This is a genomic window from Labedella gwakjiensis, from assembly GCF_003014675.1.
Taxonomy (GTDB): domain Bacteria; phylum Actinomycetota; class Actinomycetes; order Actinomycetales; family Microbacteriaceae; genus Labedella; species Labedella gwakjiensis.
The window spans coordinates 2125678-2143451 of record NZ_PYAU01000001.1 but is presented as its reverse complement, the minus strand read 5'-3'; the positions used below and the strand labels follow the sequence as shown (position 1 = coordinate 2143451).

The window sequence follows — 17774 nt, the reverse complement described above, 5'->3', positions numbered from 1 at the left end:
GAGTACGCTCGGCGATGCCGCTCACGGCACGATCGAACGGACCCCACCGTGGCTCTTCTCCGCATGTCCCTCCGCTACGCGAAGCCCTACACGCGCTTCGTCGTGGCCGTCGTCATCCTGCAGCTGCTCTCCACCATCGCGGCGCTCTACCTCCCGAGTCTCAACGCGCAGATCATCGATCGCGGCGTGGCCACGGGAGACACCGACTTCATCTGGTCGACGGGCATGACCATGCTCCTGGTCTGCGTCGCCCAGGTGGCCACCGCCATCGCCGCCGTCTACTTCGGCGCGCGCACGGCCATGTCGGTGGGCCGCGACATCCGCCGCGACGTCTATCGCAAGGTCGACGAGCTGAGCGGCCTCGAGATCGGCACCTTCGGCACCGCCACCCTCATCACGCGCGGCACCAACGACGTGCAGCAGGTGCAGATGCTCGTCCTCATGACCCTCAACTTCATGGTGTCCGCCCCGATCATGTGCGTAGGCGGCATCATCATGGCGCTCCGCGAGGACGCCGGGCTCTCGTGGCTCGTCTGGGTCTCCGTCCCCCTGCTCTTCATCATCGTGAGCGTCCTCGTGGGCATCCTGCTGCCGCTCTTCCGCCTCATGCAGGACCGGATCGACGGCATCAACGGCGTGCTGCGCGAGCAGATCACCGGCATCCGCGTCATCCGCGCCTTCGTGCGGGAGCCGTACGAGTCCGAGCGCTACCGGAAGGCGAACGAGCGGCTCACGCAGGTCTCGGTGCGGGTGGGCAACGTCTTCGTGCTCATGTTCCCGGTGATCATGATGGTGCTCCACCTCGCGACGGCCGCCGTCCTGTGGTTCGGCGGCCAGCGGGTCGACGCCGGCGAGATGCAGGTGGGTTCGCTCACCGCGTTCCTGCAGTACCTCCTGCAGATCCTCACGGCCGTCATGATGGGCGTGTTCATGGTCATGATGATCCCCCGCGCCATCGTGTGCGCCGAGCGCATCGACCAGGTGCTCGGCACCGACACCGGGCTCGCCGCTCCCACGGGCGGGGCGACGACGCCCACGGTCGGGCGGGTCGAGTTCTCCCACGTGAGCTTCGGCTACCCCGGCGCGGAGCGCCCGGTGCTTGACGACGTGTCGTTCACGGCGGAGCCGGGCAAGACGACGGCGATCGTCGGATCGACGGGCGCCGGGAAGTCCACGCTCGTCACCCTCATCCCCCGGCTGATGGATCCGCAGTCGGGCACCGTCTCGATCGACGGCGTTCCCGTGTCCGAGCTGACCCGAGACCAGATCGCCTCCGTCGTGGGCCTCGTGCCGCAGAAGCCCTACCTGTTCTCGGGCACCGTCGCCACGAACCTCCGCTTCGGGCGCGACGACGCGACGGATCCCGAGCTGTGGGACGCCCTCCGGGTGGCGCAAGGCGCCGACTTCGTCAACGCGAAGCCCGAGGGACTCGACACGCCGATCTCGCAGGGCGGGACCAACGTCTCGGGCGGCCAGCGACAGCGGCTCTGCATAGCGAGAGCGCTGGTGGCGCGGCCCCGGGTCTACCTCTTCGACGATTCCTTCTCGGCGCTCGACGTCGCCACCGATGCTCGACTGCGCGCGTCCCTCGGCGAGGCGACGGGAGGCGCGACGGTCATCATCGTGGCGCAGCGCGTGTCCACCATCCGCGAGGCCGACCAGATCATCGTCCTCGACGCCGGACGCATCGTCGGTCGGGGCACGCACGACGAGCTCCTCGAATCGAACGACACCTATCGCGAGATCGTGCAGTCACAGCTGAGCGTGGAGGGGGTGGCCTGATGGCCCGCCGCAAGAAGATCGACGCGCCGGACGACACAGCCGGGGTCGCCCCCGCGACGCCCGATCAGACGGGCGCCGAGGCTGACGAGTACATGCCGTCGAGCAGCGACGGCGACATGTTCGGCGACATGCCGGCGCGCAAGGCTCAGCAGTTCTGGCCGTCGGCGAAACGCCTCTTCGGGCTCCTGGCGCCCGAGAAGGCGAAGATGTGGCTCGTCGTCGGCCTCGTCACCGTCTCGGTCGTCCTCACCGTCATCGCCCCCAAGGTCCTCGGGCAGGCGATGGACGTGATCTTCAACGGCGTCATCGGGTCGCAGCTCCCATCGGGCGTTCCCCTCTCCCAGATCGTCGACCAGGCCCGCGCCGGCGGGAACGACGACTACGCCGACCTGCTGGAGAAGGCCCAGATCGTTCCGGGGGCGGGTATCGACTTCACGACGCTCGGCCGGCTGATCCTCATCGTGCTCGCCCTGTACGTGGTCGCCTCGACCCTCATGTGGGCCCAGGGGTTCATCCTCAACGCGCTCGTCATGCGGGTGGTGTTCCGGCTCCGGCAGGACATCGAGGCGAAGATCAACCGTCTGCCGCTCAGCTACTTCGACACCCGGCAGCGCGGCGACATCATGTCGCGTGTGACGAACGACGTCGACAACATCCAGACCGCCCTCCAGCAGGCCTTCTCCCAGCTCGTCCAGTCGGTGCTGACGATCATCGGCATCGCCGCGATGATGTTCATCGTCTCGTGGCAGCTCGCCCTCATCGCGCTCATCTCGTTGCCGCTCTCCGCCATCATCGCCGGTGTCATCGGCGTGCGCTCGCAGAAGCTCTTCGCCGCTCAGTGGAAGAACACCGGCTCCCTCAACGGCCACATCGAGGAGTCGTTCTCCGGGCTCGAGCTCGTGCGCGTGTTCGGCCGCGACCGGGAGATGCTCGCCGAGTTCGACGACCGCAACGAGAAGCTGTACCGCGCGTCGTTCGGGGCGCAGTTCGTCTCCGGCATGATCATGCCGTCGATGATGTTCGTCTCGTATCTCTCGTACGTGCTCATCGCGGTGGCCGGAGGGCTGCGGGTCGCGTCCGGACAGCTCACGCTCGGCGACGCGACGGCGTTCATCCAGTACTCGCGCGAGTTCTCGCAGCCGGTGAGCCAGCTCGCGGGCATGGCGAACATGCTCCAGTCGGGCGTCGCATCGGCCGAACGCACGTTCGAGCTGCTCGACGCGGAGGAGGAGAGCGACGACGCCCCCACCTCCACCCTCCCCGGACGCACGGACGGCCACGTCGAGTTCCAGGGCGTCTCGTTCGGCTACTCCGAGGACTCACCGCTCATCGACGACCTCTCATTCGCCGTGCAGCCCGGACAGACCGTGGCCATCGTGGGACCGACGGGAGCGGGCAAGACCACCCTCGTGAACCTCGTCATGCGGTTCTACGAGCTGAACGGTGGACGCATCCTGCTCGACGGCACCGACGTCACCACCCTGTCGCGCGCCGACCTCCGTTCCCAAGTGGGCATGGTCCTGCAGGACGCCTGGCTCTTCGAGGGCAGCATCCGGGAGAACATCCGCTACGGCCGTCTCGACGCCACCGACGAGGAGGTCCTCGACGCGGCGAAGGCCACGATGGTCGACCGCTTCGTCCGTCAGCTCCCCGAGGGGTACGACACGGTCCTCGACGCCGAGGGCGGGTCGGTGTCCGCGGGCGAACGGCAGCTGATCACGATCGCTCGCGCCTTCATCGCCCAGCCGTCGCTCCTCATCCTCGACGAGGCCACCTCGTCGGTCGACACCCGCACCGAGCTTCTCGTACAGCACGCGATGGCCGCTCTGCGCTCCGACCGCACGTCCTTCGTGATCGCCCACCGCCTGTCGACCATCCGCGATGCCGACACCATCCTCGTCATGGAGAACGGACGCATCGTGGAACAGGGCGACCACGACACGCTCCTCGGACGCCGCGGCCCGTACCACATGCTCTACATGACGCAGTTCCGCGGCGGGGAGAGCGACGCCGCAGACGCCGGGGCGGAGTCCGCCTCGACCGCGGGACCGACCCGCGGTCGCAGCTAGCGCAGCTCAGCGCGGGGCGCTACGAAGCCAGCGGCGAACCCATCGCCGGGCTCAGCATCTCGACCCCCACGGCGATGGCGCCGCCCATGATGAACAGGAACGTGCCGAACTGCATGGTCCGCGACTTGTTCCGGCTGGCGACGGGCACACTGACCTCGAGGATCGGGCACCCTGACCAGCCGATGAGGCCGACGCTGAGCGCCACGGCGAACGCACCGATCCACCAGATCGCCTGCAGAGGCTCGGGCAACACGGCGGGACGCCATCCAGACGAGATGAGCATGCCGACCGAGAGGGCGATGGAGACGACGACCGCAGCGAACCAGATCGTGCCCGTCCACATGATCCTCTGGACGTTCGGCTCCGGCTCCATCATGCGGTCCGTCGTCAGGTCCGTTCCGGTCTCCCGCAGGTCCTCGCTCATCGTGTTCACTCCTCACATCCGCTCTGACTCGGCGGCAGCATCAGGCTAGTCACCGACAGCCCGGCGCGGAGACCGTGGCAGCTCTCAGGAAAGCGTGACTACCATGCGCGTTGCGCGAAGACGTAGGCCTGCCGCACGCGCTCCGGCGGCGCCGGCTCGCGGACCGTGCGTGACTCGACCGTGAAGCCGGCGGCACCGAGGGCACTCTCGACGACGTCGACGTCGTGTCGGATGGCGTCGAGCTCCACGTCGTGACCGTATGGGCGCACGAGCCGCACGCGCTCACCACCGATCTGGAAGGCCAGCAGCACCCAGCCGCCGGGCACGACGACGCGGGCGAACTCCTCGAACACGGCCGCGAGGCCGTCGGTCTCCGTGTGGATGATCGAATACCAGGCGAGGACACCGCCCGACGAGGCGTCTCCGGTTTCGAGGGCACCGAGCGACCCGACAGCGAAATCGACGTCGGGGTAGGTGCGTCGCGCGATCGCGACCATGCCGGGTGAGAGGTCGACACCCGACACGTCGAGGCCGAGACGTCGAAGGTGTCCGGCGATGCGCCCGGGCCCGCAGCCGGCGTCGATGACCCGGACGTCCCCGGTGGCGGCGACCCGTTCGGCGAAGGCGCCGAGTAGTGCACGATCCAGCGGCTTGCCGCCGAGCTCGTCCCGGAGGAGCTCGGCGTAGTCCTCGGCGACCGCGTCATAGGCGCGCCGGACATCGTCGAGCGGTGAGGGATCAGCCATGCAGCGAGGGTACCGTCGGCGGTGGCGGCAGGGCATCGGACGTTGCGGCGGGGCGGCGCGGGGTCAGCGGAAGGCCTGGACCCCCGTGAGGGCGCGGCCGACGACGAGGGCGTGGATCTCGTCCGTGCCCTCGTACGTGCGCACGGCCTCGAGGTTCGCCATGTGGCGCATGACGGGGAACGCGTCCGTCACGCCGTCGCCGCCGAGGATCGAGCGGGCGAGGCCGGCGATCGCGATCGCCTCGCGCACGTTGTTGAGCTTGCCGACGCTGATCTGCTCGGGAGTGAGCGTTCCGGCCTCCTTGCGACGACCCGTGTGCAGCGCGAGCAGCACGCCCTTCTCGTACTCGAGGAACATGTCGGCGAGCTTCGCCTGCGTCAACTGGAAGCGGCCGATCGGCCCGCCGAACACCTGCCGGCTCGACGAGCGCTCCACGGCAGCCTCGAGGCAGCTGCGCGCCGCCCCCATGACGCCCCAGATGATGCCGTAGCGCGCCTCGTTGAGGCACGAGAACGGACCCCGCAGGCCGATCGCGTCCGGGAGACGGAGGGACTCGGGCACCCGGACGCCGTCGAAGACGATGTCGCACTGGATCGAGGCGCGCATCGCGAGCTTCCCGTCGATGGGCGTCGCGGAGAACCCGGCGCTGTCCGTCGGGACGATGAAGCCACGGACGCCGTCCTCCGTCTGCGCCCAGACGATCGCGATCCCCGCGATGCTCGCGAGTCCGATCCACCGCTTGGCGCCCGTGATGACCCAGTCGTCGCCGTCGCGGACCGCGCGCGTGCCCATGGACGCCGGGTCGCTCCCGCCGTCGGGCTCGGTGAGCGCGAAGCACCCGACGACCTCTCCGCTCGCCATCCGCGGCAGCCACTCCGACTTCTGCTCCTCCGATCCGAACTTCGCGATCGCACTCATGGCGAGCGACCCCTGCACCGACACGAACGTGCGCCACCCGCTGTCGGCCGCCTCGAGCTCGAGGCACGCGAGGCCGTAGCTCACGGCACCGGCGCCCGCCGTTCCGTAACAGGAGAGGTGCATGCCGAGGAAGCCGGCCGCGCCGAGCTCCGGGATGAACTCCGAGCGGAAGTGCTTGTCCTCGAAGTCCGCCTCGATGGTCGGGACGATACGGTCCTGCGCGAACGCACGCGCCTTCGCCTGCCAGGCGCGCTCGTCATCCGTGAGGAGGGAGCCGAGGTCGAGGAGGTCGTCGACGGAGGTGGAGGAGGTGAGGTCGGGGGCTGCGTGGTGGGACATGGGATTCTCTTCCGGTGCGGAGGGTCGGGTCTGCTGCTGGGTTCGGAACGGATTGGGGGGCGGGGTCCGGGGCCGGTCAGGTGGGACGGCCCGTCACCGCCTCGCCGAGATGCGGTGGGCGCGAGCGGTAGCGCACGGGTGTGGCCGACAGGGTGAGCGGACTCGCGACCTGCGGGCTGCCGTCGACGTCGACGACGGGACCGAGCCCGAGGCTCTCGGCGAAGGCGAACGCCTCGGAGATCGTGTTGATGGGACCGGCCGGCACGTCGTTGGCCGTCATCCGACCGAACCAGTCGTCGGCGGACGCCGCGGCGAGCACCGGTCCGACGATCGCATTCAGCTCCGCCCGGTGTGCGACGCGCTGCGTGTTCGTGCGGAAGCGCTCGTCGTCCGCGAGCTCCGGTCGCCCGATCGCTTGGGCGAACGCGCGGAACTGGCCGTCGGTGCCGACGGCCACGACGAGCGGCCGGTCGGCGGTCGCGAAGGTCTCGTACGGCGCGATGCTCGGGTGGGCGTTGCCGATGATGCCGGGCACGACCCCGGCGCCGACGAACCCGGATGCCTGATTGACGAGGGCCGAGAGCAGACTGGACAGGAGATTCACCTCGATGCGCTGGCCCTCCCCCGTGCGGGCACGGTGGAAGAGGGCGGCGAGGATGCCCGTGGTGGCGTGCAGACCGGTGACGACGTCGACGAGCGCGACGCCCGTCTTCGTGGGATCCCCCGGGTGCGTGCCCGTGATGCTCATGAGGCCGCCGACCGCCTGGACGAGGAGGTCGAAGCCCGGCAGGCCGGCGCCGGCGCCGCTGCCGAATCCCGTGATCGAGCAGTAGACGACGTCGGGGCGGATCGCGCGGACGTCGTCGTAGCCGAGGCCGAGCCGCTCCATGGCACCGGCCCGGAAGTTCTCGACGATGACGTCGGCTGTCGCCACCCGCTCACGGAGCTCGGCCAGCTGCGCGGGATCGCGGAGGTCGACCGCGAGCGACGACTTGTTGCGATTGACGGACGTGAAGTAGGTGGACGTGCCTGTCGCATCGAACGGCGGCCCCCACGCACGCGTCTCGTCGCCGACCCCGGCGCGCTCGATCTTGACGACCGTGGCACCGAGGTCCGCGAGCATCATCGTGGCGTACGGACCGGCGAGCACTCGACTGAAGTCGAGCACCGTCACGCCGTCGAGCGCTCCCGGCATGGTGTCCTCCGTCCTCGACCGTCATCGTGTCGTGTCCCTCGGGTGGAGCGTGGGCGCCCGGTGAGGGGTCCGGACGCCCACGGTTCAGTATCGGCGACGAAGCCGGATGTGGCGCTGCTGCATGAATCCGTGCAGGCCCTCCGGTCCCAGTTCGCGGCCGAATCCCGACATCTTCCAGCCTCCGAAGGGAGCCTGGAGTTCGGTGATGTCGTTGACGTTGACGCCGACACCGCCGGCGTGGATGTGCTCGGCGACCGACCAGGCACGATCGAGATCGCCGCCGAAGACGTAGGCGGCGAGACCGGCCGGGCTGTCGTTCGCGATCGCCGCGACGTCGGCGTCCGAGCCGAAGCGGTGCACGGCGACGACGGGACCGAAGGTCTCCTCCACGAGGGAACGGGCGCCGAGGGGAACACCGTCGAGCACCGTGTTCTCGAAGAACGTCCCGGCGTCGTAGTCGCCGCCGGAGAGACGCTTCCCGCCCGTCACGACGCGCGCGCCGCGCGCCACGGCGTCGGCGATGTGCGCCTCCGCCGTCTCGATGACGCCCGTCGTGGTCGTCGGTCCGCCCGTGACGCCGTGCTCGACGCCGTGCCCGATACGGATCGCGCGTGTGTGCTCGGCGACGGCGTCGACGAACTCGTCCGCGACCGCGTCGGCCACGAGGATGCGGTTGACGGCGATGCAGATCTGTCCGGCGTTCGAGAAGGACCGACGGGCGGCAGCGGCGGCCGCCTCGGCGATGTCCGCGTCGTCGAGCACGATGAAGGGGCTCTGCCCTCCGAGCTCGAGGGACACACGCTTCATCGTGGCCGCGGCCGAGCGCATGATCGCCTGGCCCGTGCGCGTCGAGGCTGTGGCCGTGATCATGCCGACGCCGGGGTGCGCCGAGAGCCGCTCCCCGGCCTCGAGACCACCCGGGAGGTCCGCGAGCAGACCGGCGGGCAGTCCCGCGTCCTCGAGGCACTGCACCACGAGGCCCACCGCGAGCGGTGACTCGAGCGGAGGCTTGACGACGATCGCGTTCCCCGCGGCGAGCGCCGGGGCGACCTTCCACGCGTAGAGGTCGACGGGGTAGTTCCACGGCACGACGGCCCCGACCACACCGATCGGCAGCCACTCCACGAGGGAGCGGATGTCGGCGCGCTGCACGGGGCGGATGCTCCCACCCACGCGGAGTCCCTCCTCGGCGTAGTAGTGGAAGACCTCGGCCCCGAACGCGATCTCCTTCACGCTGTCGGGCACGGGCTTGCCCTGCTCGCGCGTGAGGAGCTCGGCGATGTCGTCGATGCGCTCCATGATCAGGTCGGCGGCGCGGTGGAGGATGCGGGCGCGCTCGGAGGACGGCAGCGCCGCCCACGCGGGCTGAGCGCGCTGCGCCGCATCGACGGCCGCGTCGACGTCGGCTGCGCCGGCCACGGCCGACCGCGCGACGAGCTCGCCCGTCGCCGGATCGTGGACGTCGATCCGCTCCCCCGAGAGGCTCGGGCCCCAGGCTCCGCCGAGGTAGAGTCCGCGGTCGTCGAACCGCCCGCTCACTTGACCACCGGAGCCGAGAACTCGCGACTGCGGAGTCGACGCCAGAGTTCCGCGTAGTTGCGGTCGTTCTGCTGGTGCGCCTCCTTCGTGCGGTTGGAGTTGGTGTTGACCATGATCATCGGCTCCACGCCGCGGGCGACGAGGTCGGCGGTCGTCGAGGCGTTGATCGCGTGCGAGACGGCGACGGCGACCGACGTGGACGTCGGGCCGACGGGGTACTCGAGGCCGTCGATGAACTGCGACGCGTCCTCGAGCGGGATACCGGTGTCGATCGTGACGTCGGCGATCTCGAAGAGGCGCTTGCCGCTCGAGTGGCGGCTCGCCACCTGCGAGCTGTGCGGCACGCTCGTGACGCCGATGACCTTGAGACCGCGCTCCTGGAACTCCACCGCCATGTCGAGGATGACGGGGTTGATGCCCGAGTGGCTGAACAGGATGAGAGCGTCGCCGTCCTTGAGCTGGTGGGAGCGCAGGATCGCCTTGCCGTACCCCTCCTGCGTGTGGAGGAACCGGTACTGCGCCGTCCCCTGGTCGCCGAGGACGTGGTGCATGAGCGCGATCGACGACTCGACGATGGGGCGAAAACCCGTGACGCCACCGGTGCGCGGGAACGACTCGAGCGCCGCGAACCCGCCGTGGCCCGTCCCGAACGTGAAGACGAGGCCGTCGCCCGCGATCGTGTCTGCGCAGATGGCGCCGGCGGCGGCGATGTTCTCCGCCTGCGTGTCGCGGACCCACGCCATCTTCGCGATGACGTCGTCGAGGTAGGTCTGGGCGATGGTCATGGTGGACTCCTTCGGTGGCAAGACGCGGCTCAGGCCGCGGGGACGGGGGTGGGGTCGGCCGCGGCGGCCGACGTGGCGAGGGCGTCGAAGCCGGCGCGGAGGAGCTCGGCCTCGGCCGCGACGCGCGCCGAGTGCTCCATCTTCGAGTTGTCTGCGCCGGAGACGCTCGCGAGGCACAACGAGCCGGCCGCGACCCCGAGGGCTCGGGCGGCGACGAGCAGTGCGCTCGTCTCCATGTCCGCGGCGACGACGCCGACGCGGGCGAGGGCCTCGTACCGTTCGGCGACGGGTCGCGAGCCGAAGCCCGTCTCGAACATGTCGGTGTAGAAGCCGTCGTAGGTGGCGAATATGCCGGAGCGCGTCGGCACGCCCGCGGCGGCGACCGAGCGCTCGAGCTGCGCCGTGAGAGGGAAGTCGGGAACGGCGGGGAACTCGACGGGAAGGTAGCTCGCCGACGTCGACTCGCCGCGCACGGCGCCGTGGGCGACGACGAGCTCACCGAGCTGCGTCTCCCCGAGCGTCATGACGGTGCCGAGCCGGACGAAGCGGCGCACGCCGAGGCCCGCGAGCTCGTGCATGACGACGGCGGCGATGGGGGCGCCCATGCCGAAGGCGCTCACCGTGATGCGCTGGCCCTCGTGGTAGCCCGTGGCCGTCGTGAGACCCCGGTCCTCGTTGAGGATCACGGCGTCGTCGAGGAGGTCGGCGGCGAGAAGCACGCGGCCCCGATCCCCGACGAGGACCGCCGACTCGCCGACGTCCTCCGGTCCGCAGCGCAGGTACCAGGCGTTCGAGCTCGACATCAGTGGGTCTCCTTCTGTGGTGCTCCGGCGGATCCGCCGGGTTCGATTCGTGATCGCAGGAGCGCCGTCGCGGCACTCGAGGCGACCTGGATGAGGTCGGTGAGGGTGGTGTCGTCGAGCTCGGCGGCGGGTCCACGCGCGGCGAGAAGGGCGGTGAGCGCACCGATGAAGGTGTCGCCGGCCCCCGTCGTGTCGTGCACCGCGACGGCGTCGGCGCCGATGCTGCCGGCCCGCTCGCCTCCGTCCGGCGATCCGATCGACCACGCGACCCCGTCGGCCCCGCGCGTCTCGACGACGAGAGCACCGGGTCGCACGAGGCGCTCCGGCTCGACGCCGTCGAGGGTGAGCCACGGCCGCTCGCCCCGGCTGAAGCTCACGACGTCCACGCGGCCGAGGAGGCGGCGGACCGTCGCCTCGTCGTAGGCGTCGTCGTCGTGCTTGACCGCCCACACGACGGACTGGTCCAGGTTGACGGCGTCGAGGATCTGCGCCGTGATCGACCGCGGGGAGACCGTGAGGAGCACGGATCCGGCGGAACGGATGGTGTCGGTCTGCGCGGGAGCGAGGGCGCTCGTGTGGCAGTCACCCGGGTCGAAGAGGCAGATGGTGCCGCCCGTGCCCACCTCGATGAGGGTCGCGCTCGGGCTGCGCGTACCGGAGACGACGACGCCGTCGACCCCTCCTCCCGCTCGGGTGATCGCCTCCGTCCACGCCCGACCGCCGTCGTCGTGTCCGACCCAGCTCACGGCCTCCGCGCGCGCTCCCGCACCGAGGACCGCGGCGGCGAGGTGGGCGATGCCACCGGCTCCGGGCGCGGACGCGACGAGAGGACGCTGGAGGATGCTCGTGGCGTCGAGGCCGTGGAAGACCGGGATGGCCGTCGCTGAGTCGAGGCAGGCGTAGCCGATCACGGCGACGCGATACGCGCCGTCGGCCGCCCGAGCAGCCTGGAGGGAGGTGTCCGGAGTCGTCACAGCGTCGCGATCGCTTCCTCGAGCGTCGGCACCCGGCCGATGTAGCGTTCGATGTCCTCGAGGCTCGCCTCGGCGAGATGCGGTCGGTTGGAGTTCGTCGTCTCGCGCGGCACCCACACCTCGAAGCCTCCGGCGAAGCCGTCCTGCGCCGTCGCACGGATGCAGACGTTCGTCTTCACGCCCACGACGACGATACGGCGGATGCCCTGCTCGCGGAGGAGCAGATCGAGGTCTGTCGCGTAGAAGGCAGAGAACCGTCGCTTCGGCACCTCGACCTCGCGCCCGCCGGGGAGCGGCTCGAAACCGGGGACGTAGGCTGCGTCGGCCGCACCGATCTCGTGGTGTCGCGGCAGCTTCGCGAACTCGAAGTCCTCGAGGCCCGGGTAGTGGCGTTCCACGGCGTGCACCACGAGCGTGCCGTTGGCGCGGGCCACGTCGAGCAGCCGGCGGATGGGTTCGAGCACCTCGGCCGCCGCCGGGTAGGAGTTTGGCTGGGCCTCGTCGAAGAACGACGCGATGACGTCCACGAGGACGAGAGCGGTGGGCACGCGGGCGGGGTCGGTCATGTCAGCTCACTTTCCGGGCGGAGGTCAGGCGCTCGCGGATGCCGGTGACGGCGAGCACGACGACGACGGCCACGTACGGCAGCGTCGAGATGATGTCGGCGTTGAATCCGCCGACGGTCTGCAGGCGGATCTGGAGGGCGTCGAAGAATCCGAACAGCACGCACGCGAGAGCTGTGGGCAGGGGCCGGGACCGCCCGAAGTAGAAGGCGGCGAGCGCCACGTATCCACGCCCGGCCGTCATGTTCTCGTTGAAGAGCCCGACGGTGCCGAGGCTGAGGGCCACGCCGCCGAGCGCGGCGAGCGCTCCCGCGATGAGTCCGGCGCCGTCGCGCAGGCCGAGCGTGCGCAGACCGAGGGAGGTGGCCGCCCCTTCCGACGCGCCGGTGGCGCGCAGACGGACGCCCCAGCGGGTGTTGCGGAGCATCCACGCGAGCAGAGGGACGAGCACGACGCACAGCCAGAAGAGGGGGTCCTTGCCGGAGACGAGCGCCCCGAGGATGGGCACATCGTGCACACCGGGGATCACGATCTTCGGCAGTCGTTGGAGGCCGTCGATCTGGAGCGTGCCCGAGACGCCGAAGCCGGCGCGGAGCACGTAGCCGATCGTGCCGATGACAGCGATGTTGAAGCCGAGCCCGACGATGATCTCGTTCCCCTTGAGGCGGGTGATGAGGAGGCTCATGACCCACCCGGTGAAGGCGCCGGCGAGCATGCCGCCGAGGGCGCCGAGAGCCCAGTTCCCCGTCATGCCGCTGACGATCGCGCCGAAGAGCGCTCCCGTGAGCATGTGGGACTCGAGACCGATGTTCACGACGCCGGCGATGCGGTGGATCGCGCCGCCGAGTGCAGCGAGCACGAGCGGCACGGAGAGCGTGAGCCCGGAGGCGATGAGTGCGTCGATCATGCGTCACCCCGCTTCGCGGCGGCGCGGCGACGGGCGAGGCGCGGCAGGGTGAACACGGCGACGGCGAACACCATGACGGTTCCCTCGAGGATGTCGATGAGCTGGACGGGGAGGTCGATGAAGAGCTGCACGGTCGCACCGGCGGCGTTGAGGGCACCGAAGAGGATCGCCCCGACGAGGATGCCGATCGGGTTGAACCGGGCGAGGAGTGCGATCGCGATGCCCGTGAAGCCGAAGCCCGCCGAGAAGCCCTCCGTGTAGCGATGGACGAGGCCGAGCGCGTGGGCTCCGCCCCCGATCCCGCCGATGAGCCCGGCGCCGAGGAGCGCGATGAGCAGCACGGTGCGCACCCGGAGTCCCTGCGCGGCGGAGAAGCGCGGCGCGCTGCCGACGGCCCGGAACTCGAAGCCGATGGTCGTGAAGCGCATCCACACGGCGTAGCCCACGAGGAGGAGGAGCGCGATCACGAGGCCCCAGCTCGTCTGCCCTGGCGGGGCGAGGGCGGGGAGCTCGGCGTTCGCGGAGACGTAGGCGGTGGCCGAGTTCGCCTGGCCGCGCTCCTGGAAGAAGGCCTGGACACTCCAGCCGGCGACCCCGGCGACGATGAAGTTGAACATCAGGGTCGTCACGACCTCGTCGACGCCCCAGAGCGCGCGGAGCACGGCGGGTACGGCCGCGACGAGCACCCCGGCGACGGTCGCGCCGAGGAGAGGGAGGAGCACCGAGACGACCGGCGGCACACCCTCCATCCGTGCGCCGATGACGGCGGCGGTGAGCCCGCCGAGGACGAAGCTGCCTTCGACGCCCACCGTGAACACTCCGGCCCTGTAGGCGAACGCGGCGGCGACCGCCGTGAAGAGGATGGGCGTCGTGGCCGCGAGGGTCGCGTTGATGCGACTCGGCGTTCCGAAGGCCTCGGAGGCGAGGCGGCCGTAGACGGCGAGCGGGTCGTTGCCTGTGGCGGCGAGCACGATCGCGCCGACCACGAGGGCGATCCCCACCGGGAGGCCCGCGTACTGGAGGGTACGACCGGTGGCGACGAGCGCGCGGCGAACCGGCGACTGGCGCGGATCGGTCGGCGGTGCGGCGACGGGTGCGGAATGGCGCGGCGTGGTCGTCATCACTCGTCCTGTTCCGTGGGGTCGGTGGGGGTGGCCGCGGGGTCGTCGTCGTGGCGACCGAGCATGAGCGCTCCGATCTCGGCGCGGGTCGCCCCGGCGCCGCACTCCCCCGCGACGCGGCCGCGGTGGAGGACGAGGATACGGTCGGACAGCTCGCGCAGCTCGTCGAGCTCCTCGCTGAAGAGCACGATGGCCGTGCCGTCCTCCCGCGCCCGCCTCAGCAGGTCGTGGATGTCGGCGATGCCGCGGATGTCGACGCCGCGCGTCGGCTGGCTCGCGACGAGGACCGCGGGGCGGCCGATGGTCTCCCGTCCGAGGACGACGCGCTGCTGGTTTCCTCCCGACAGGCTCGAGGCCGGGTCGGAGACGGCGCCGTAGCGGACGGACGCGCGACCGAGCACCGCGGCGACCCTCTCGGCGACCCGACGTCGGTTCAGCCACCCTCCGCGCGCGAGCGAGGGGAGGTCGGGCGTCGCGATCGCGTTGTCGGCGAGGGAGAGGCCGAGGGCGAGCCCCTCGTGCTTCCGGTCGGCGCTCACGTAGGCGACGCCGGCGGCGCGACGGGCGCGCACGCGCATCCCGCCGAGCGACCGGCCGGACAGCACGACGTCGCCCGACGACGAGGCGCGGATGCCGACGAGCACTTCCGCGAGCTCCTCCTGGCCGTTGCCGGCCACGGCCGCGACGCCGAGGATCTCCCCGGAGCGGACGTCGAAGGAGACGTCGGCGAGGCGCTGGACGCCCCGATCGTCGGTGGCGTCGAGCGCCGACACCGAGAGGACGACGTCACCCGGCTCGCCGTGCGACGCGACGCGCTCCGTCGGGACCGAGTCGCCCACGATGTGGGCCGCGAGGTCGTCGCGGGTGAACGTTCCGCGCGTCAGGCTCGCGACGGTGCGACCGGAGCGGAGCACGGTCACGGCGTCGGCGACGGACACGACCTCGTCGAGTTTGTGGCTGATGAACACGATCGTGCGGCCGGCATCGCGCAGGGAGCCGAGGAGCCGCAGCAGCTCGTCGGCCTGCGCCGGCGCGAGCACGGCCGTCGGTTCGTCGAGGATCAGCACGTCGGCGCCGCGGTACACGAGGCGCAGGATCTCGACCTGCTGCTGGATGGCGATCGAGGCGTGCACGGCCGGCGTGCGCCAGTCGATCTCGATGCCGACCGAGCGGGCGAGTTCCGTCGCCCGCTCGGTGGCCGCGGTCCAGTCGATGCGTGGACCGGTCCGCGGCTCGGCGCCCAGGATGAGGTTCTCGAGGAGGTCGAGCTCCTGGACGATCGCGAGCTCCTGCTGCACGAGGCCGATCCCCCGCGCGATCGCGTCGCGCGGTCCCGTCAGAGACACGGGCTCGTCGTCGACGATCACCGTGCCGTCGTCCGGATGGTCGAGGCCGTACAACATGCGCATGAGCGTGCTCTTGCCCGCCCCGTTCTCGCCGACCACGGCGTGCACCGTGCCCGGGCGCACCTCGAGCGTGACGTCGACGTTGGCCCGCACGGGGCCGAACGACCGACTGACGCCGCGGGCGCCGATCCGGCACGTCGCGTCGGCGCGCGGGGCGGCCGAGGACTGCCGGGGATTCGCGATGCTCATGCTCGCCTCTCCTGGGGCTGGGGCTGGGGCTGGTGGTGGGTGGGGAGCCGGGGGCCGCATGGCCCCCGGCTCGACGGGTCATGACCCGCTGTAGAAGTCCGGGTAGCCGTCGGTGACGACGTTCCAGACGGTGATGTCTCCGTCGATGATCTGCTGCTTGAGGTCGTCGACCGCGTCGATCGTGTCCTGCCCGATCGCGTCCTTCGTGAACTCGAAGTCGCTGAGACCGACGCCGTCCTCAGCGAGGCCGAGGTTGACGGTCTCGCCGCCGGGGAAGTCGCCGTCGGCGTACTGGCCGAGGATCGTCTCCATGGCGACGTCCGTCTTCTTGAGCATGCTCGTGAGCACGCTGCCGGGGGCGACGGCGTCCTGGTTCGAGTCGACGCCGATCGCGTAGCGCCCCGCGTCCTCGGCCGCCTGGATCACTCCGGCGCCCGTTCCGCCCGCGACGGCGAAGACGATGTCAGCGCCCTGCTCGAACATGGACTCGGCGAGCTGCTGGCCCTTGGTGGGGTCGGCGAAGTCGTTCGAGTAGGCCGTCAGCACCTTCACGTCGGGATCGACGTCCATCGCGCCCTGGATGTAGCCGACGAGGAACTTGTCGATGCCGGTGGACTGGGTTCCGCCGATGACGCCGATCACCTTGTCCTCGTTGATCTTCGGGTCGGAGGTGTCGGTGGTGTGCATCGCGGCGAGCGCCCCAGCGAGGTAGGAGCCCTCCTGCTCTTGGAAGAGAACGGAGGCGACGTTGTCGCCAGAGGCCTCGGCGTTCACGAGCACCCAGTCGGTGTCGGGGTAGTCGCTCGCCACGGTGGGGAGCACCTCTGCGTGGGAGTATTCGAGGTCGATCACGATGCCGAGGCCCTCGTCGCCGGCGCGGCGCAGGATCTGCTCGCCCTGGCCGACGACGTCGTCCGACTCGATGGGCGTGCCCTCGATGCCGTTCTCCTCGAGGCCGCTCTGGAAGCCGGAGTACGCGAGGTCGTTGTAGGACTCGTCGCCGAGGCCTCCCTGGGCGACGACGAGAGCGGCGGAGCCGAGCTCCGCGTCGCTGCCGCCGGACGAGCCGCTACCGGCCGTCGTGCTCGAGCAGGCGCTGAGCAGCAGCAAGGCCGCCACCGGTACGAGCGCCAGAGCGGGTCGTTTCTTCATTGTGTCCTCCGGGTGAGTGGGATGAGGGGGCGAAGGTGATGTGGTACAGGTACTGCGTCCCGAGGTACCGGGCTCTGACGACCTCCACGAGGCGGCCGGCGGCGTCGCGCGATGCGCGGACGATCTCGATGAGCGCGACGCCTTCGTCGACTCCCAGGTGTTCGGCGTCGCGCGCGTCGGCGTTGATCGCACGCAGCGACTCCTCGCCCGAGTCGAGGTGGATCCCGTTCGTGCGGAGCGCCCCGTAGAAGGAGAAGTCGGGGCGCGCGGTGGTCTGCTCCGTCATGCCGATGGCGTCGGCGATGTCGGCGGGCACGAGTGTGCGGTGGATGCCGACGGGCTCGTCACCCACGGTACGAAGGCGCTCGACGACGACGAGCGCCTCATCCGGTTCGAACGCGGACGTTGGGCGGTCCGGGGCTCCGGCCGGAATGGACTCGAAGGAGAGGAGCGAGCTTCCGGGCGCCAGACCGAGGCCGTGCACGTGCTCGGAGAAGCTGTTGAGCTCGGGGAGCTGCCTCTCCATGGGGCGCGCGTTCACGAAGGTGCCCTTGCCCTGGCGGCGCGTGACGACGCCGCGATCGACGAGGGTGTCGAAGGCCTTGATGACGGTCGCTCGGCTGAGCCGGTTCTCGGTCGCGAGCACGTTCTCGCTCGGGAGGATGTCGCCGGGCTTGAGCTTCTCGAGGGCGATGAAGTCCTGCAGGGCGTTGGCGAGCTGCACGTAGAGCGGCTGCTCGCCGCGTCCGTGCTCAAGGTCTACACGCATGGTCTGGTTCCTCGTCGTCCACTCAACCGCTTGTCCGGTCAAGTGAACACTAAGCGAACGGAGGCCCACAAGAGGCGGACGAAATCTGCATTA

16 protein-coding genes are annotated in these 17774 nt (G+C 70.4%); 2 read left to right on the top strand and 14 right to left on the bottom strand.

Going from position 1 to position 17774, the window contains the following annotated elements:
• Positions 1–63 precede the first annotated feature (63 nt).
• Together CLV49_RS10170 and CLV49_RS10165 are read left to right on the top strand one after the other, a co-directional pair.
• Positions 64–1782, top strand: coding sequence for an ABC transporter ATP-binding protein (locus CLV49_RS10170; protein ID WP_424978748.1), 1719 nt, complete (start codon positions 64–66; stop codon positions 1780–1782).
• Positions 1782–3851, top strand: a complete 2070-nt coding sequence (locus CLV49_RS10165) for an ABC transporter ATP-binding protein (RefSeq protein ID WP_106563444.1) — start codon at positions 1782–1784, stop codon at positions 3849–3851. Before CLV49_RS10170 ends, CLV49_RS10165 begins: the two co-directional genes overlap by 1 nt.
• A gap of 19 nt (positions 3852–3870) precedes the next feature.
• On the opposite strand, the gene CLV49_RS10160 is transcribed toward CLV49_RS10165, so the two are convergent.
• From CLV49_RS10160 to CLV49_RS10095, 14 genes are all read right to left on the bottom strand, one after another.
• Positions 3871–4275 carry a hypothetical protein gene (locus tag CLV49_RS10160; protein WP_127054343.1) on the bottom strand — a complete coding sequence of 135 codons (405 nt, stop codon included), beginning with the start codon at positions 4273–4275 and terminating at the stop codon, positions 3871–3873.
• Positions 4276–4373: 98 nt separating this feature from the next.
• On the bottom strand, positions 4374–5021 hold the full coding sequence (locus CLV49_RS10155; RefSeq protein ID WP_106563442.1) for a class I SAM-dependent DNA methyltransferase: 648 nt from the start codon (positions 5019–5021) through the stop codon (positions 4374–4376).
• A gap of 63 nt (positions 5022–5084) precedes the next feature.
• Positions 5085–6278, bottom strand: coding sequence for an acyl-CoA dehydrogenase family protein (locus CLV49_RS10150; protein WP_106563441.1), 1194 nt, complete (start codon positions 6276–6278; stop codon positions 5085–5087).
• A 76-nt stretch (positions 6279–6354) separates the two neighbouring features.
• On the bottom strand, positions 6355–7473 hold the full coding sequence (locus CLV49_RS10145) for a CaiB/BaiF CoA transferase family protein (protein ID WP_106563440.1): 1119 nt from the start codon (positions 7471–7473) through the stop codon (positions 6355–6357).
• Positions 7474–7557: 84 nt separating this feature from the next.
• Positions 7558–9012, bottom strand: coding sequence for an aldehyde dehydrogenase family protein (locus CLV49_RS10140; RefSeq protein WP_106563439.1), 1455 nt, complete (start codon positions 9010–9012; stop codon positions 7558–7560).
• Positions 9009–9797 (bottom strand): sugar isomerase domain-containing protein, encoded by a 789-nt coding sequence (locus CLV49_RS10135; RefSeq protein ID WP_106563438.1) that lies wholly within the window; start codon positions 9795–9797, stop codon positions 9009–9011. Before CLV49_RS10135 ends, CLV49_RS10140 begins: the two co-directional genes overlap by 4 nt.
• A 29-nt stretch (positions 9798–9826) precedes the next feature.
• Positions 9827–10600 carry a phosphorylase family protein gene (locus CLV49_RS10130; protein ID WP_106563437.1) on the bottom strand — a complete coding sequence of 258 codons (774 nt, stop codon included), beginning with the start codon at positions 10598–10600 and terminating at the stop codon, positions 9827–9829.
• Entirely contained in the window at positions 10600–11574 is a 975-nt protein-coding gene (locus tag CLV49_RS10125; RefSeq protein WP_158261949.1) for a PfkB family carbohydrate kinase, read from the bottom strand. Before CLV49_RS10125 ends, CLV49_RS10130 begins: the two co-directional genes overlap by 1 nt.
• Complete coding sequence (locus CLV49_RS10120) at positions 11571–12140, bottom strand: cysteine hydrolase family protein (protein WP_106563436.1); 570 nt, start codon at positions 12138–12140, stop codon at positions 11571–11573. The genes CLV49_RS10125 and CLV49_RS10120 overlap by 4 nt, the downstream gene beginning before the upstream one ends.
• A gap of 1 nt (position 12141) precedes the next feature.
• Positions 12142–13044 (bottom strand): ABC transporter permease, encoded by a 903-nt coding sequence (locus tag CLV49_RS10115; protein WP_106563435.1) that lies wholly within the window; start codon positions 13042–13044, stop codon positions 12142–12144.
• Entirely contained in the window at positions 13041–14165 is a 1125-nt protein-coding gene (locus CLV49_RS10110) for an ABC transporter permease (RefSeq protein WP_106563434.1), read from the bottom strand. The genes CLV49_RS10115 and CLV49_RS10110 overlap by 4 nt, the downstream gene beginning before the upstream one ends.
• Entirely contained in the window at positions 14165–15760 is a 1596-nt protein-coding gene (locus CLV49_RS10105; protein WP_106563433.1) for an ABC transporter ATP-binding protein, read from the bottom strand. The genes CLV49_RS10110 and CLV49_RS10105 overlap by 1 nt, the downstream gene beginning before the upstream one ends.
• A 78-nt stretch (positions 15761–15838) precedes the next feature.
• On the bottom strand, positions 15839–16912 hold the full coding sequence (locus CLV49_RS10100; RefSeq protein WP_106563432.1) for a BMP family lipoprotein: 1074 nt from the start codon (positions 16910–16912) through the stop codon (positions 15839–15841).
• The gene (locus CLV49_RS10095; protein ID WP_106563431.1) at positions 16830–17681 is read right to left on the bottom strand and encodes a GntR family transcriptional regulator; all 852 of its coding nucleotides are present in this window, start codon (positions 17679–17681) and stop codon (positions 16830–16832) included. The genes CLV49_RS10100 and CLV49_RS10095 overlap by 83 nt, the downstream gene beginning before the upstream one ends.
• Positions 17682–17774: the final 93 nt, after the last annotated feature.

Bases quoted from the DNA above. Each gene is read 5' to 3' on its own strand.
- CLV49_RS10170 (WP_424978748.1), top strand. From the start codon at position 64: ATGTCCCTCCGCTACGCGAAGCCCTACACGCGCTTCGTCGTGGCCGTC.
- CLV49_RS10165 (WP_106563444.1), top strand. From the start codon at position 1,782: ATGGCCCGCCGCAAGAAGATCGACGCGCCGGACGACACAGCCGGGGTC.
- CLV49_RS10160 (WP_127054343.1), bottom strand. From the start codon at position 4,275: ATGAGCGAGGACCTGCGGGAGACCGGAACGGACCTGACGACGGACCGC.
- CLV49_RS10155 (WP_106563442.1), bottom strand. From the start codon at position 5,021: ATGGCTGATCCCTCACCGCTCGACGATGTCCGGCGCGCCTATGACGCG.
- CLV49_RS10150 (WP_106563441.1), bottom strand. From the start codon at position 6,278: ATGTCCCACCACGCAGCCCCCGACCTCACCTCCTCCACCTCCGTCGAC.
- CLV49_RS10145 (WP_106563440.1), bottom strand. From the start codon at position 7,473: ATGCCGGGAGCGCTCGACGGCGTGACGGTGCTCGACTTCAGTCGAGTG.
- CLV49_RS10135 (WP_106563438.1), bottom strand. From the start codon at position 9,797: ATGACCATCGCCCAGACCTACCTCGACGACGTCATCGCGAAGATGGCG.
- CLV49_RS10130 (WP_106563437.1), bottom strand. From the start codon at position 10,600: ATGTCGAGCTCGAACGCCTGGTACCTGCGCTGCGGACCGGAGGACGTC.
- CLV49_RS10120 (WP_106563436.1), bottom strand. From the start codon at position 12,140: ATGACCGACCCCGCCCGCGTGCCCACCGCTCTCGTCCTCGTGGACGTC.
- CLV49_RS10115 (WP_106563435.1), bottom strand. From the start codon at position 13,044: ATGATCGACGCACTCATCGCCTCCGGGCTCACGCTCTCCGTGCCGCTC.
- CLV49_RS10110 (WP_106563434.1), bottom strand. From the start codon at position 14,165: ATGACGACCACGCCGCGCCATTCCGCACCCGTCGCCGCACCGCCGACC.
- CLV49_RS10105 (WP_106563433.1), bottom strand. From the start codon at position 15,760: ATGAGCATCGCGAATCCCCGGCAGTCCTCGGCCGCCCCGCGCGCCGAC.
- CLV49_RS10100 (WP_106563432.1), bottom strand. From the start codon at position 16,912: ATGAAGAAACGACCCGCTCTGGCGCTCGTACCGGTGGCGGCCTTGCTG.
- CLV49_RS10095 (WP_106563431.1), bottom strand. From the start codon at position 17,681: ATGCGTGTAGACCTTGAGCACGGACGCGGCGAGCAGCCGCTCTACGTG.